General features: G+C 50.5%; 14 protein-coding genes. 5 read left to right on the top strand and 9 right to left on the bottom strand.

Features of this window, described 5'->3' with window-relative positions:
• Positions 1-58 precede the first annotated feature (58 nt).
• Entirely contained in the window at positions 59-532 is a 474-nt protein-coding gene (locus OGX90_RS10985) for an ester cyclase (RefSeq protein WP_057067612.1), read from the bottom strand.
• 11 nt (positions 533-543) lie between these two features.
• A complete protein-coding gene (locus OGX90_RS10980) occupies positions 544-1,971 on the bottom strand; it encodes a gamma-aminobutyraldehyde dehydrogenase (RefSeq protein WP_286623809.1) in 1,428 nt (475 codons plus the stop codon).
• Positions 1,972-2,286: 315 nt separating this feature from the next.
• Here OGX90_RS10980 and OGX90_RS10975 point away from each other — a divergent pair, with 315 nt between their 5' ends.
• Together OGX90_RS10975 and OGX90_RS10970 are read left to right on the top strand one after the other, a co-directional pair.
• Positions 2,287-3,012: a FadR/GntR family transcriptional regulator gene (locus OGX90_RS10975; protein ID WP_008784630.1), complete on the top strand. Its 726-nt coding sequence runs from the start codon at positions 2,287-2,289 to the stop codon at positions 3,010-3,012.
• Between the two features lie 24 nt (positions 3,013-3,036).
• A complete protein-coding gene (locus OGX90_RS10970) occupies positions 3,037-3,735 on the top strand; it encodes a cache domain-containing protein (protein ID WP_003832700.1) in 699 nt (232 codons plus the stop codon).
• 21 nt (positions 3,736-3,756) lie between these two features.
• Here OGX90_RS10970 and OGX90_RS10965 read toward each other — a convergent pair whose 3' ends face one another.
• The 6 genes from OGX90_RS10965 to OGX90_RS10940 all read right to left on the bottom strand — a co-directional run bounded on the left by OGX90_RS10965 (position 3,757) and on the right by OGX90_RS10940 (position 11,096).
• Entirely contained in the window at positions 3,757-5,238 is a 1,482-nt protein-coding gene (locus OGX90_RS10965) for an APC family permease (RefSeq protein ID WP_234692313.1), read from the bottom strand.
• Between the two features lie 302 nt (positions 5,239-5,540).
• A complete protein-coding gene (locus tag OGX90_RS10960) occupies positions 5,541-6,443 on the bottom strand; it encodes a dihydrodipicolinate synthase family protein (RefSeq protein WP_286623806.1) in 903 nt (300 codons plus the stop codon).
• A complete protein-coding gene (gene ilvD / locus OGX90_RS10955) occupies positions 6,440-8,155 on the bottom strand; it encodes a dihydroxy-acid dehydratase (protein ID WP_234692315.1) in 1,716 nt (571 codons plus the stop codon). Before ilvD ends, OGX90_RS10960 begins: the two co-directional genes overlap by 4 nt.
• The gene (locus tag OGX90_RS10950; RefSeq protein ID WP_122984009.1) at positions 8,152-9,522 is read right to left on the bottom strand and encodes an MFS transporter; all 1,371 of its coding nucleotides are present in this window, start codon (positions 9,520-9,522) and stop codon (positions 8,152-8,154) included. The genes ilvD and OGX90_RS10950 overlap by 4 nt, the downstream gene beginning before the upstream one ends.
• Positions 9,523-9,541: 19 nt before the next feature.
• Positions 9,542-10,204 (bottom strand): 2-dehydro-3-deoxy-6-phosphogalactonate aldolase, encoded by a 663-nt coding sequence (locus OGX90_RS10945; protein WP_048226678.1) that lies wholly within the window; start codon positions 10,202-10,204, stop codon positions 9,542-9,544.
• Entirely contained in the window at positions 10,197-11,096 is a 900-nt protein-coding gene (locus OGX90_RS10940; RefSeq protein ID WP_234692317.1) for a 2-dehydro-3-deoxygalactonokinase, read from the bottom strand. Before OGX90_RS10940 ends, OGX90_RS10945 begins: the two co-directional genes overlap by 8 nt.
• A gap of 193 nt (positions 11,097-11,289) precedes the next feature.
• Between OGX90_RS10940 and OGX90_RS10935 the strand changes: the two genes are divergently transcribed.
• Positions 11,290-12,021, top strand: coding sequence for a FadR/GntR family transcriptional regulator (locus OGX90_RS10935; RefSeq protein WP_048226681.1), 732 nt, complete (start codon positions 11,290-11,292; stop codon positions 12,019-12,021).
• Between the two features lie 93 nt (positions 12,022-12,114).
• A complete protein-coding gene (locus OGX90_RS10930) occupies positions 12,115-12,255 on the top strand; it encodes a hypothetical protein (RefSeq protein ID WP_003832695.1) in 141 nt (46 codons plus the stop codon).
• A gap of 52 nt (positions 12,256-12,307) precedes the next feature.
• Here the strand turns inward: OGX90_RS10930 and OGX90_RS10925 are convergent, their stop codons facing one another.
• Positions 12,308-13,201, bottom strand: a complete 894-nt coding sequence (locus tag OGX90_RS10925; RefSeq protein ID WP_048214301.1) for a LysR family transcriptional regulator — start codon at positions 13,199-13,201, stop codon at positions 12,308-12,310.
• A gap of 306 nt (positions 13,202-13,507) precedes the next feature.
• Between OGX90_RS10925 and OGX90_RS10920 the strand changes: the two genes are divergently transcribed.
• Positions 13,508-14,341, top strand: a complete 834-nt coding sequence (locus tag OGX90_RS10920; RefSeq protein ID WP_100272545.1) for an ABC transporter substrate-binding protein — start codon at positions 13,508-13,510, stop codon at positions 14,339-14,341.
• Position 14,342: the final 1 nt, after the last annotated feature.

The raw sequence follows: 14,342 nt of genomic DNA, 5'->3' as shown, positions 1-14,342 counted from the left end.
TTTAATACGACACAAATAAGAGAGATACCCCTTCTTATTTATAAAGGGGTACAACCGACTACTTCACTGGCTTTAACTCTTCATCCAGTTTTTTAGAATCATAATAATCACCCTGCCAGGTGATTTTTCCTGCTTTAACATGAATATAGCTGACGCCTTCAAATTTGATCGGATTATTTGTCGACGGACTCCCTGCCCATTCACCACTATTTTTGCCTGAAAATTCCCAACGAAAGGCCACGGTATCTTCGTCGTAGACGGGTTTTCCAACCATTTTCCAGCTAAGATCTGGAACCGCCTTAATAAAAGCGCCGATAACCTCTTTTTCTGCTTTTTCCCTGCCGTTTATCGGTTCTCCTGTGGCGGCATCATAATAGACCGCATCATCAGCAAGAAATTGAGCGGCTCGCGAAGCATCATGCGCATTCCACGCCGCCATATACTCTTTTACGGTATTCAGCGATGTACTTTCTGCCAGGCTATAGCCCGAGAACATCACTAATGAAAGCACCGCGATTTTTAATGTTTTCATCGTAATCCTCTCTATTCAGAAATGTCGCACATGATATGTTTCACCCGAGTGTATTCCTCGAGTGAATAAGATGAGAGATCTTTGCCGTACCCCGATTTTTTGAACCCGCCATGCGGCATTTCGGCACACAGAGGAATGTGATTGTTAATCCACACCGTGCCAAAATCGAGGTCAATGCTGAAGCGTTGGGCGCGACCATGGTTACTGGTCCAGACGCTGGCGGCAAGACCATACTCCACATCATTCGCTTTGTGTAGTACCTCTTCGTCAGTAGAAAACGACTGAATAGTCATTACCGGGCCAAATACTTCATGCTGAATAGCTTCATCATTTTGATGCAAACCGGAGACGATTGTCGGCTCAAAATAGAAGCCTGGACCAGATCCTGCGTGCCCACCGGTTTCAATTTTTGCATGTGCCGGTAAACGCTCAATAAAGCCTTTCACCTGCTCCAGTTGATTCCGGCTATTCAATGCGCCGTACAGTGCATTTTGATCTTCTGGCGGCCCAAATTTGATACTTTTTGTTTTCTGGATCAGTTTTTCCAGAAACTCAGCGTAGATAGATTGCTCTACCAGAATCCGCGTTGCCGCTGTGCAATCCTGCCCGGCATTGAAAAAGCCTGCTGTGGTAATCGTCGCAATCGCCTTGTCCATATCCGCATCGGCGAACACGATTGCGGGCGCTTTCCCACCCAATTCCAGGTGTGCTCTGGTCAGATTTGCCGCCGCCGAAGCCGCAACCTGCAAACCCGCACGGACCGAACCGGTAATCGAGACCAGTGAGGCTTTCGGGTTTGAAACCACCAGCGAACCAGTGCTGGCTTTGCCCAACACAACGTTAAACGCCCCTCTCGGGAACAACGGTGCGGCCAGTTCAGCCAACAGCAGCGTACTAACTGGCGTGGTGTCGCTTGGTTTTAACACCACCGTGTTGCCTGCCGCCAGCGCTGGTGCAATCTTCCACACCGCCATCATGAACGGGTAGTTCCACGGCGTCACTTGCCCAACAATACCCAGCGGTTCACGACGAATGGTTGAAGTAAATCCTGAGGAATATTCTCCGGCCGCCTTTCCTTCAAGACAGCGCGCCGCACCGGCAAAAAAGCGGATGGCATCGCAAGATGCTGCGATCTCCTCTTTCTCAATAAAATGGCGAAGCTGACCGGTTTCCTGACTCTGCGCGGTTACCAGTCGCTCAACGTTGCGTTCAATCTCATCGGCCAGCCGCAATAACGCCTTTTGCCGCTTTGCCGGCGTCGATTTTCTCCAGATGCTAAACGCCGCCTCCGCTGCTGAGTAAGCCTGCTCTACCTCCACCTCGTTAGCGTTGGGAGATATTGCGTACGTTTCACCATCAACCGGACTCACCAGTTCGAAGCTATCTTCGCTACTGCCTGCTACATAGTGCCCATTAATAAAATGCTTCAGGGTTTTCATGTTTGTCTCCTGCCAATTAATACATAAAGAATCTTATGTAATATATATATTGTAAAATTTTTTCAAATGCGCAACATTGACACTATGATAAGCCTCGCATTTTTAACTTAATTTTCACATTTGCAGGGTGAGGCTTTTTATTGCCAGCTGACGCGTTACGCCCAGCTCATCATAAGGTTATCGGGACACACATCCGCTTGTGCAGTGACGTTGCGCCCAGGCATGTAAAATAACTCGGCCATTCTTACCTTCCTTGCCCGACGGGCATGTGTTAAAAATGGTCGTTGTTTCAGGGAATTGAGTACAGAAAAGATTATGATTACTCACGCGGTCATATTTGCGCCTATCGGGCAGGTCAGTCGTTCAGACCAGATAGTCCAACGCCTTTCAAATGCCATTATCACGGGGTTGCTGGAGCCAAAAGAACAGCTCCCCAACGAAACTGATCTGGCAAAGATGATGGGTGTCTCACATATCACTATCAGAGAAGCGCTAAACACGCTTCGGGCTAATAATCTTATCCATACGGTTCGTGGTCGTAATGGCGGGAGTTTCGTTTGCGAAAATATTGATGGCAAAAATAGCGCCCTGCATCCGTTCAAGGCGATCAGTACGGATTATCTGTCTGATCTGGGTGAAATGCATTGCGCCATTATTAGCCATAGCGCGAGGCTGGCTTCCCGACGGATGACCGGTGCGGATATCGCCAAATTTCGCGAGTTTGTCGAGGTGCTCAGAAAGGCAAACTCACCTGAGCTGATGACCCAGGCCGATATGCGTTGTCTGCTGGCGATTGCCGCCAGTTCGCATTCAGCGCGACTGGCCAATCAGGAGCTGCAGGTTCAGGCTGAATGGGCATCGCTGGTGGCGATACTTTATCGCACAGACAGTATTCATGCAGAAATTATCGCGCTTTATTCGGCGCTGGCCGATGCGCTGGCTGCTCACAACGAGGCAGAGTCAGTACAGTTTGCCACGCAGATCATCGACACGTTTACCTACTACCTTATTGAAAAAAAGCTGAAATATAACTCGAACTGACAATCAGTGAAGGCAGGACAGACAATGAGCTCTTCGACATCCCTAAGCGCATTAATTCGTAAAATTGATGACATTACTGTTTCTACCGTAGATTCTACCGTTGCGCTGGCGAGGAGCATCCATGAGGCGATTTCAGGGGTACAAAAGGCCTCAGCCGAGGTCGTTCTCGACCCCTCAGTCAGATCCACCGTTCAACAGCACATCAAGCGCACGCTCAATAACAACCATTACTGCTCAGGGGCGGGATTCGCCAGCCATATTGAGAGCACCGCAACCACAAAAGAGTATTGGTTGCTGGAGTGGTGGTATAAGAAAGATAATGGTTTGAGCCAGGCGCATCTGGATTTGGATCAGGCCACGCAACAACGACTGGACTTCAGAACCTTTGAGTGGTTTAAGCATTCTCCTCCGGCTGGCAAAGCCTATATCCACGGTCCCTACGTCGACTATATTTGCAATATCTCCTATACCCTGACGTCAGCCGTCCCGGTCTACTACAACGATCAGTTTCTCGGTGTTGCCGCGGTCGATCTGCTGGTCAGTCAGATAGAAGCCGAACTGCTTTCCTGTGCCCATCCTGACTATGTGATTCTGACTAATCTGGAAAACAGGATCATTTTCTCCAGTTGGCCACGTTTTCGCGTGGGTGAATTGCTGTCACCTGCAAACAGTACAGTGGTGTATCAGAGCGACTACTTTATCCTTTATCACTATCAAAACTAAGGGCCCGAAGGCCCTGAGTTTTTAGTTATCCTGCCCCATATTGAGCTTATTGGCGTAGGCAATGGCGTCGTTTTCCGGCGCCGCTGAACGACCAAACGGACGGGTCAGGAACATATAAATAAGCCCCGAGCCAACAACAATCGCAAGGCCGAACAGAACCGTCCAACGATCGATGAAGTCGCTGCTGTCTGCTGGTTGCGCCAGTAACCAGATCCCGCACAATCCGTAAGCTAACGCCAGCACATTCACGATTACGCCCCAACCGCCCATGGTCCACTCTCCCGCCGGTTTCCAGCCTTTCAGACGCTGACGCAGCGCGGCCAGCACAACCATCTGGAACGAGATGTAAATCCCGATAACAGCAAACGCGGTGATACGCGACAGGTTATCTGGCTGGAAATAAACCCAAACGCAGATGATCACTGGCAGCAGGCAACTGACGACCATGGCATTATCCGGAACACCATTTTTAGAGATTTTGGCCATCCATTCACTTCCCGGCAGCATTCTGTCGCGGGAGAAAGAAAAGATAAGACGGCTTAACGCAGCCTGCAGAGACAAAATGCACGACAACATGGCGATAATTGCAACGACGATAAAGACAGTCGCGCCAGTTTCGCCCAGAGCTTCATTAAGGATTGCCGGGATCGGATCGGACGTTTTGCCATTCACGATGCTGACCAGATTCGGTGATGCCAGCAAATAACCCATAACAGAAATAATGGCGGAAATCGCGCCGAATACGATGCTTAAAATCATCGCCACCGGGATCTTTTTACTTGGATTCTGCACCTCTTCCGCAACGTTACCGCAGGCCTCAAAGCCAAAGAACATAAACAGCCCCATCAGCGCAGCAGACATAAATGCGGTGGAGTAGCTGCCGTCATGAGCCAGCACGCCCATCGAGTCAAAAATCACAGAGAACGGCTGCGAACGGTGGAAAATCAGCAGATAAATCCCCAGCGCGATCACGCTGACAATTTCACACCAGAAACCAATTTTCGCCACCCGGGCCAGATTTTTAGTCCCGGACATATTAACGGCCATCATCAACAGCAGCAGCAGGACGGAAGTCACCAACATCGTGGCCGGCGTCTGACCATAGTGGAAGAGTGATTCAACAAACGTTGATGTATATTCCGCGATCGACGTAATGGTGACCACCAGCGCCCACAGGTAGATCCAGGCGGCGATCCACGCATACTTCTTGCCCCACAACCTTCTGGCCCAGGGGTAAAGCCCGCCGGTTATCGGATACTGGGAAGCGACCTCACCAAACACCAATGCAACCAAAAGTTGCCCACATGCGACGATTAAAATCCACCATACTGCGGGCGGCCCCGCCAGCGTTACGGCCAGCGCAAACAGCGAATAGACGGCGGTAAGCGGCGACAGGTAGGTAAAACCCAACGCAAAGTTTGAAATAAGACCGATCGAGCGATTGAACTGTTCTTTGCCATCTTTTTGAAAATTATCGTTTTTCTTATCAGGTGTCTGTTCCATATTGCTTTCTCTTTTGTGGAATAGTCGCAGGGTTGAACAATTAATGTATAAAAGATATTAAGTTATATGTATAGTGAATTTGTCGCAGATTTGTTAAAAATGATCGCGCATCACATTGCTACAAAATCGGATGGTTACGAGATAACAGAAACAGATGATTAACAATTAAATTTGATGTGAGTGGCGGTGAAGACACAGAAATGATGCTTTAAGGCATAGTACAGTTGCACCGGATCAAGATGTTCGATCCGGTGCATAGCATACGGTTAAAACGTTTTGCTCATACCTCTATTGCAAATTACTCATGCCGACAAATTGAACTGTGAAATAAAACTATCAATGTGGTTTACATCGTCATTCGTTAATGACCAACCCGGCTTGCGGCAATAATCATCAGCGATAACCCCGCGTCGTTGTAATATTGTCTTTTCAACCTGGATAATATACTCACAGTGCTGCATCCAGCGCTGAATGTACGGTAATAGTGCCTCATGTAGTTGCACCGCCTGTTGATGCTCCCCTGCCAGCCAGTGACGATAAATTCGCACATAAATTTCGCTAAATGAGCAGCCTGGCATTACACCTTTGCCCCCAACCTCCAACATTTGAAGCATATATAAACCGGCATAACCATTGAGCACATGGGCCTCTGGTGCCTGCTGCAGAAACTCGCGGGTGTAATCCACTGGTGGATTACATTCAATTTTAAACACTGCATGTGGATAGCGTTTAGCCATCTCAGCAAGTTGAACTGCAGTGACCGGAAATCCAGTTTCTCCCGGCGCGTACTGCACCATTACAGGAATGGTCACAGCCTCCAGCACCGCCGCGATATGCGCCTGTACGCTGGCAAGAGACGGCTGCAGGAAGAATGGCGGAAGCAGCATCAGTGCGTCGGCCCCCATACTCTGATAGCGCCGCGCACGGCGAACAGCCAGATCGGTGCTGTGATCGGTGACCGACAGTGCACGAAATACACTTTTATTCGCTAATTCAGCAATAAAAATTTCCGCCAACTGCAACCGTTCGCTGTCGTCGAGCTTCGGAAACTCACTGGCAATACCAAACAGCGTCAGTCCGTTAACACCCACGTCCGAAAGGTGGGCCAGCAGACGGCGAAAACTCGTAAAATCGACTTTACCCTGTGGCGTAAACGGCATTGCAACAATGGGATTAACGCCCTGAATCTTTGTAACCGTTGTCATGACAAATCCTCTCTGTCCGCCAGTACCGCGCCTTGCGCCGCCGGTAACGCCCAACGACGATAAAGTCGCAAGAATCCGCGAGGTACCTCTTTGTGCACCAGATGACAGCCTTTTTGACGCTCATCCAGCACGGCATCCGCTACATTCAACGTCAATGTTCGCTGCGGAATATTAATACTGATTGAGTCACCTGTTTCCACCAATGCCAGAACGCCTCCGTCGCTGGCTTCTGGAGAGATATGTCCCACAAATAACCCGCGGTTCGAACCGGAAAAACGCCCATCGGTGATCAACGCACAGGAGTCAGAGAGATTCATTCCTTCAAGGAATTTCATCGGCTTGTACATCTCCGGCATACCCGGTCCGCCCTTTGGTCCTTCATAGCGCAGAACCAATACACTACCCGGCTGAATATCGCCGGAGAGAATTGACTCAACGGCCTCATCTTCGCTGTTAAACACCACCGCAGGCCCGGTGAAGATCATTAAATGGTCCGGAACAGCAGCGGGTTTCACTACACAACCCATCGGTGACAGGTTGCCGTGTAGGACAGCAACCCCTGACTCATTACGTACCGGAATGGCCAGAGTATGGATAACTTCCGGGCGTCGAGTAGAGGGAACATTAATCAGCCATTCCCCTTTTTTCTGTCCGCTAACCGTCAGGCAATTGAGATCCAGTAAATTAGCGATCTCTTTTTCAACTGCCGCAACCCCCCCAGCCTCCCAAAAATCGATCATATCGTATTCCGATGCCGGATAGAGCGAAGCAACCAGCGGTACCTGATGACTCAGCGCATCAAATTCAGCCAGCGGCAGATGACCCAGCTCGGCTTCATAATAAATAGCCTGCAGATGTAGAATGGCGTTGGTGGAGCCGCCCGTCGCCAACAGATAGGCCATCGCATTGCGGATTGATTCGCGTGTAATAATTTGTCGCGCATTCACACCGCGCTTTACCAGATCCACCGCGGTCATTCCTGTCGCAAAGGCGCACTCGCGGCGTTCGCGTGAAATTGCGGGCAGCATACTACTCCCAGGCAAGCTCATACCCAGCACTTCCGCAATACAGCACATCGTATTAGCGGTACCGTACATGGTACAGGAGCCGTGCCCCGGCTCGGCGATATCTTCAATATGACGGAACTCGGCCTCATCAATTTCACCGCGACGTTTCCAGCCAATCGCTTCGGTGACGATATTGCCATCCCAGTGTTTACCTTTGTATTCGGCAGGATACATTGGCCCACCGTTCACCAGAATAGCCGGAAGATCAAGGCGCGCAGCAGCCATCAGCATAGCGGGGACAATTTTGTCGCACGATCCCAGCAATACCATGCCATCGAAGCGGTGGGCCCGCATCATTACTTCGATCGAACTGGCGATGATTTCGCGTGCCGCCAGAATATAGCGCATACCCAGGTGTCCTTCGGCAATACCGTCGCAAGGGGCAATGGTGCCAAACACCATCCCCACTCCGCCTGCTTCATCAATGCCTTTTAACACATGCGCTGTCAGTTCATTCAAATTGGCGTGTCCTGCCGTCGCATTGGTATAGCTATTCACTACAGCAATTACGGGACGACGCAACTGCTCGTCCGTATGACCCATCGATTTATACAAGGCGCGCTTTAAAGCACCGTCATCACCACTGAGGATCGGATTGAAGTGTTCGCCACCGCAACCTGCGCACCCGCTGCCACAACTGCTCATATATGACCTCTTTTCGTTAATACGTTATTTTCTGCCGGTTTCATGGCTTGACGATCGCGAGGGTTAATCAACCGTGCCGGAATGAGGAAAATAAGCGGTGCGCAAAGTACCAGAAACCCCGCCAGAATATACAGTCCGCTGCTGGTGCTGCCGGTAGTGTCTTTCAGCCAGCCAAGAACGGTTGGGCCAAAGAAGCCAGCCAGATTGCCAATAGAGTTCACTAACGCGATACCTGCCGCCGCTGCCGTACCGGAAAGCAATGTACCTGGCAGGCTTATATAGGTGGGAATCAGCGATAACGTGCCGGACATTGCTACGCAAATCCATGCCATCATCCAGAACGTGGAGCCTTCATTTAGCGCGCTGAACGTCAGACCAATGGCCCCGACTATCGCCGGAATCGCAATGTGCCAGCGGCGTTCTTGTTTCAGATCGGAGTGACGGCTATTCCACAACATGCAAGCCGCACCGAAGATATAGGGCACCGCTGCCAGCAGACCGATAGCAAAATCATCCTGTACGCCAGAGCTTTTGATAATCGACGGAAGCCAGAAATTAATACCGTAATAGCCAATGTTGAAACTGAAGAAAATCAGCGCCAGCAGCCAGACGAAGCGATTACGGAACATGGCGGACAAACTATGCTGCGGCATTCCCGCGTTAGCGGCGACTTTATCAAGCTGATCTTTTTGCAGATCTTGCTCAATCAACGCTTTTTCATCATCAGATAACCACTTCGCCGATTTCACGTCGTTATCTAGATAACGCAGCACCACGAAGGCCAGCAGGAATGAAGGGATAGCCTCTACCAGGAATAACCACTGCCAGTTATGCAGATGGCCGACACCTTCAAACATTTTCAGGATCAGTCCGGAGAGCGGGCTACCGATAATAGTGGATAACGGCGTCACCAGAATAAACAGCCCGAGTGTGCGCGCCGAACGCCATGAGGGAAACCACAAGGTTAAATAGTAAACAATACCCGGGAAAAAACCGGCCTCTGCTACGCCAAGCAAAAAACGCACTACGTAAAACTGTGTTGGCGTGGTAACGAACATCGTCAGTGCCGACAACACTGCCCAACTGGCCATGATGCGCGCAATCCAGAAACGGGGACCAAAACGCTGCATCAACAAGTTGCTCGGTACTTCAAAAATAAAATAACCGATAAAAAAGATACCTGCGCCAATTCCATACACTGTATCGCTAAGATTAAGCGCATCCTGCATGTGGAGTTTGGCGAAGCCCACGTTTACACGATCGAGATATGCGAAAAAATAACACAGGATTAAAAACGGGATCAGCCGTCGGGTCACTTTACGATAAACCGCATTTTTATTTTCAATATCGAGGGTACGCGTATTCATCTTTCAGCCTCTTAAGTTGTTATTGCCGCTGCGCTCTGCTATTAACCTGTTGCCATGCCTGAGCATAGGCCAACGCGTTATGCCGAACCTGTTCGCACTCTGTGCCCGCGCGGTATAAACCTCCGCCGCAGCCAAAACCTTTCGCGCCCGCCTCGCACCATCTTTGTAGTTGTTGCGCCTCGGCAGAAACACCACCAACCGGCATACAAACTACGTGAGGCGGTAATACCACGCACATAGCCCGCAGTATGTCCGGGGAGATCATTTCCGCAGGATAAAATTTCAGACCGCTGGCCCCAGCGTCCAGGGCAGTAAACGCTTCGCTCGGCGTGGCGACGCCCGGTAAACTGATAGCCCCTCGATCTCTGCTGCGGCGGATCACCGAGGGATTCATATTTGGCGAGATAATTACCTGCCCGCCCGCATCGACGACACTATCAACCTGCTCTGTCGTCAGTACCGTACCCGCGCCGACGATAGCACGCATGCCGACGCGTTCGCGTAGCAGCGAGATAGAATCCAACGCGCGCGGTGAATTTAGCGGTACTTCCAGCCAGGTAAAGCCCGCCTCCAGCAATACATCACCAATTTCCGCTGCTTCCTCTGGCCTCAGACCGCGTAAAATCGCGATCATCGGAAGCGGCGTTTTCTGCCACATCGTGGCAAAGTCAAAACTATCCATAGCGTTTCTCTGTTAGACGTTGTTGAAGAGACTGCATTCCGGCGATAAAACAGCGATCGCCCTCGACGCAGCGTGTCTGAATACCAAATGCGTTGGCAGCCATCTGATAGCGGCGAGTTAATGCCGCACTACCCACCAGCCAGACAGGACTGATGTTGTCAGTGGAAAACTCCAATCCGATCAGTAAACCGGAGAGATAGTCACTGACTGATTCAGCAGATAATTCACCCGATAGACGCAGCGTTCGGGTAGAAAAAAGGAGTTGGCTTAGCGCCGCGTGGCGTCGGGATGCTTCCACCCCGAGTAAAAATGCGCTGTCATCAGCCGCCGCATCAGGAAGACCACGACCAAGCAGCGAGTGCGAAATCAGCACCTGAAAAAGCTCACCGGTCATATAAGTCGAAAAATCAACGATCTGTCTCTGCTGCATCCGGGCATGTTTGCTGTGTGTGCCGGGTAGAATCGCATGGAAATTATCGATGTCTTCGAGTAAAGACAGTCCCAGAAGCTGAACCTCTTCACCGCGCATTACATCAGGCATGTCACCAGAAGGGGATTTACGCAATCCAGGGAAAATCCATGCTTTGCTGCCCCAGGAGGTCATGAAACTTTTGCTGTGCGCAAGCAAGCTATCGGCACTGGCGGGTAACGAACAATAGTCAACTTCATACCAGCCCTGCTGCGAACCCACCATCCCGGCCATTGCAACCATTGGCGTTCCCTCAGCAATCCACTCACCAAGTAACATTTTTAACGTCGCATCAAATTGCCCCGGCTCGACGTGAAGAAGACCGTAGCTGGCATTGCGTTTGTCCAGCACATCATCCCCTGCCATTAACCATGCGCGGAAATTCGACGTTCCCCAGTCGATTGCGATCCACTCCCCTTTCATCTTGTAGCCTCAACAATCAAATCTTGTATGACAAGAATGTAGTTAATTTTACCAGAGCGATCTGTGAGCGCGATCGTGAAGTGAAATAAAACGTTTTTTTTCACTATCTGAAAGGACAAGAATTGTTGTTTTGTATTCGTAACGCTTTGTTTTGTGCGTACAATGAGGAACTCTCAAATTTTCAAGGCAGACTATGACGACCTCCCTGGCCACCATTTCTGAAACGATCACTCGCGATCTGGCGATGAAAATCATCCGCGGAACCCTGAGCGATGGGGAGATGCTCCCCGGCGAAAATGAGCTTGCCGTGCAATATTCGGCATCTCGGACCTCTGTACGAAACGCGCTGCATGTCCTGTCAGCAAAAGGTTTGCTGTCCATCCAGGCTAAGCGGCGCAGTACGGTCAATCCGCGCGAACTCTGGAGTTTTTTGGATACGGACGTGCTGGGCTGGATGGAGGAAGTGGGTATTTCACCTGATGTCGCGGAGCAACTGGTGGTAACGCGCCTGATGTTTGAGCCTAACGCCGCCTTTCTGGCCGCCGCCAACGCGACAGCCCGCGATTTGGCTGCCATTGAAGAAGCCTGGACGTTGATGTTGCGCGGACAGCAGCAGGATCAGATTGCGCTATTTGAGGAAGGCGATCTAGCCTTTCATACCGCACTACTCAAGTCCTGTCATAACCCATTTTTGATGTCGATTGGCAACGCACTTTCAGCAGCCATGATGCTGTCGTTTAAACAGACGCAGGAGTCATCAGTGCGGGAAACAGAACACGCCGTAGAGCAGCATCGCCTGTTACTGGAAGCCATACGCCTGCGCCAGGGCGTTACGGCGCGTGAATGCATGCGCGATATAATACTTAGCGCGGCAAACCGCCATTTGTGGGCCACGCTGCCGGAAAAATATACGCAACTGATTTAGGGATGATGCTAAGTAGCAAGAATCGCTGCTGTTAAGCAACATTTTTGCAATATAATAACGTGATGTTAAACGCTGAACCTGAGCAGGTGAATGATGGAAATTGATCTCGATAATCTGGTCTTTGATGGACTGGAAGAAGCGCAAGAGCGTAACGCTGAACGTCTGGAAGATGCAGACAAGAAAGCGCAGGAAATTATTGCTGATAATGACTGCGGCGACGCCTGCAAAATCTGATTTCCAAACCGGCGCAATGCCGGTTTTTTATCGCCTGTTAACCCCACCCACTTCAGCCCGTATACCGTAAGGCCTCAATCAGTTGCGCAAAGGCGGCGGTATGTTGTTTTCGGCTGGGATAGTACAAATAATAGCCAGGGAAAGGTTCGCACCAGTCCTCCAACACTTTTTCCAATGCCCCCTCTGCAACAGCCTGCTCGACGGTGTCTTCCGGCACAAAAGCCAGCCCCATTCCCGCCATCGCTGCGCTAATTCGCGGGGGTAGATTGTTAAAAATAAGCTGCCCTTCCACCCGTACGCGCAAATCTTGCCCGTCTTTAGCAAACTCCCAGGCGTATAATCCGCCCAACGTCGGCATGCGCATGTTAATACAGCTATGATTTTGCAGGTCGTGAGGGGTTTTCGGTTTGCCATGACGAGCAAAATACGCCGGTGACCCCACCACTACCATACGCCAGTCCGGGCCAATTCTGACGGCGACCATGTCTTTTGCCACCTGCTCACCGAGCCGAATACCCGCGTCATAACGGCCAGTCACAATATCCGTCAGACTATTGTCGATGGTCATTTCCACATTAACATCAGGGTAAGCCTGCAAAAATGGCTCCAGCGCGGGCCAGACGGTAGATTGCAATGCATGTTCGCCCAGCGTCAGGCGAATGTTACCGGCCACGCGCTGACGGACATCGGTTAATGCCAGCAGCTCTGTTTCAATGTCATCAAAACGCGGGCTGATACTGTTGATAAGCCGTTCTCCGGCTTCGGTCGGCGCAACACTGCGCGTGGTGCGGGTCAGAAGCCGTACATCCAGCCGCTCTTCAAGCCCACGAATCGCATGGCTTAGCGCGGATTGCGAAACCCCAAGTTTTGCCGCTGCCCGGGTAAAACTACGCTCGCGGGCAACGATAATGAGATAATAGAGATCGTTAAAATTATCACGCAGCATGCTTATCCCCACTCCAGACCTGTTGTGATATATGGTACAGGTCCGGAGGGTATTCCAGTAGCATTTCTGGACATTAGCACAGCTCAATCTTATTCAAGCGTGCTCTCACACAAAAACAAAATGCGAATTATTACCAGGCTTATGCACGATTTTACCTTTCACTCCTGCATTATTTTCACCCGCTATTAACACATCCTTCACTAATAACATTTTGTATATAGATAAGAATTTTTTCTTATTTTGTCCCAACCGTAAGTTATGGGAGCGTAAAAAGCACAAACCAAAAAACTACAGGGATTTCATACAATGATGGCAACGAAAACTTACCGCGCTAAAAAAACACTGCTGGCATTGGGCGTGCTGCTGGCCTCAGGACTTACCGTCTCGCAGGTTCAGGCTGACCAACTGGCCGATATCAAAGCCGCAGGCGTCGTAAAAGTCGCGACATTTGACGCGAATCCTCCGTTTGGCTCCGTCGATGCCAAAACCCATAAGATTGTCGGCTACGACGTTGATTTTGCCGAAGCGCTGGCCAAATCCCTTGGTGTAAAACTGGAACTGGTAGCGACCAATCCGGCAAACCGCATTCCGTTATTACAATCTGGTAAAGCTGATTTAATCGTCGCGGATATCACGATTACACCTGAACGGGCGCAGGTAATAGATTTCTCCGTCCCTTATTTTGTTACCGGCCAGCAGTTCCTTGTGCCAGCAAAATCTCCGGATAAGCTCGATGAATACAGCAAAGCACGCATCGGCGCGGTAAAAGGCACTACTGGTGAACAGGCACTGCATCAGCGCTTCCCGCAGTCGCGCGTGTTGGCCTACGACGATATCCCGCTGGCGTTAACCGCGCTACGCAACGGTAATGTGCAGGCCATCACCCAGGACAGTACAATCCTGGCGGGCTTGTTAAGCGGTGCGCCGGATAAAGCGGATTTCAAAATTCTGCCGGACCTGCTGAGCAAAGAAGAGATCGGCGTGGGGGTGAAAAAAGGTGAGCCAGCGTTGTTAAAAGCCGTCAACGATGAACTTTTGAAGCTGGAATCTACCGGGCAGGCAGCCAAAATTTATGATGTCTGGTTTGGTCCTGAAACCAAAAATCCGCAAGCCCGCGCCTTTAAAATAGAAGCCAAGTAAT

The sequence above is a fragment of the Citrobacter sp. Cpo012 genome, from assembly GCF_030333015.1.
Lineage (GTDB): Bacteria > Pseudomonadota > Gammaproteobacteria > Enterobacterales > Enterobacteriaceae > Citrobacter > Citrobacter portucalensis.
The sequence above is the reverse complement of the archived record's forward strand: the minus strand, read 5'-3'. Positions and strand labels throughout refer to the sequence as shown.

Excerpts from the sequence above, each read along its gene's own strand:
- OGX90_RS10975 (WP_008784630.1), top strand. The coding sequence starts at position 2,287 with ATGATTACTCACGCGGTCATATTTGCGCCTATCGGGCAGGTCAGTCGT.
- OGX90_RS10985 (WP_057067612.1), bottom strand. The coding sequence starts at position 532 with ATGAAAACATTAAAAATCGCGGTGCTTTCATTAGTGATGTTCTCGGGC.
- ilvD (WP_234692315.1), bottom strand. The coding sequence starts at position 8,155 with ATGAGCAGTTGTGGCAGCGGGTGCGCAGGTTGCGGTGGCGAACACTTC.
- OGX90_RS10960 (WP_286623806.1), bottom strand. The coding sequence starts at position 6,443 with ATGACAACGGTTACAAAGATTCAGGGCGTTAATCCCATTGTTGCAATG.
- OGX90_RS10940 (WP_234692317.1), bottom strand. The coding sequence starts at position 11,096 with ATGAAAGGGGAGTGGATCGCAATCGACTGGGGAACGTCGAATTTCCGC.
- OGX90_RS10970 (WP_003832700.1), top strand. The coding sequence starts at position 3,037 with ATGAGCTCTTCGACATCCCTAAGCGCATTAATTCGTAAAATTGATGAC.
- OGX90_RS10945 (WP_048226678.1), bottom strand. The coding sequence starts at position 10,204 with ATGGATAGTTTTGACTTTGCCACGATGTGGCAGAAAACGCCGCTTCCG.
- OGX90_RS10935 (WP_048226681.1), top strand. The coding sequence starts at position 11,290 with ATGACGACCTCCCTGGCCACCATTTCTGAAACGATCACTCGCGATCTG.
- OGX90_RS10920 (WP_100272545.1), top strand. The coding sequence starts at position 13,508 with ATGATGGCAACGAAAACTTACCGCGCTAAAAAAACACTGCTGGCATTG.
- OGX90_RS10930 (WP_003832695.1), top strand. The coding sequence starts at position 12,115 with ATGGAAATTGATCTCGATAATCTGGTCTTTGATGGACTGGAAGAAGCG.
- OGX90_RS10950 (WP_122984009.1), bottom strand. The coding sequence starts at position 9,522 with ATGAATACGCGTACCCTCGATATTGAAAATAAAAATGCGGTTTATCGT.
- OGX90_RS10980 (WP_286623809.1), bottom strand. The coding sequence starts at position 1,971 with ATGAAAACCCTGAAGCATTTTATTAATGGGCACTATGTAGCAGGCAGT.
- OGX90_RS10925 (WP_048214301.1), bottom strand. The coding sequence starts at position 13,201 with ATGCTGCGTGATAATTTTAACGATCTCTATTATCTCATTATCGTTGCC.
- OGX90_RS10965 (WP_234692313.1), bottom strand. The coding sequence starts at position 5,238 with ATGGAACAGACACCTGATAAGAAAAACGATAATTTTCAAAAAGATGGC.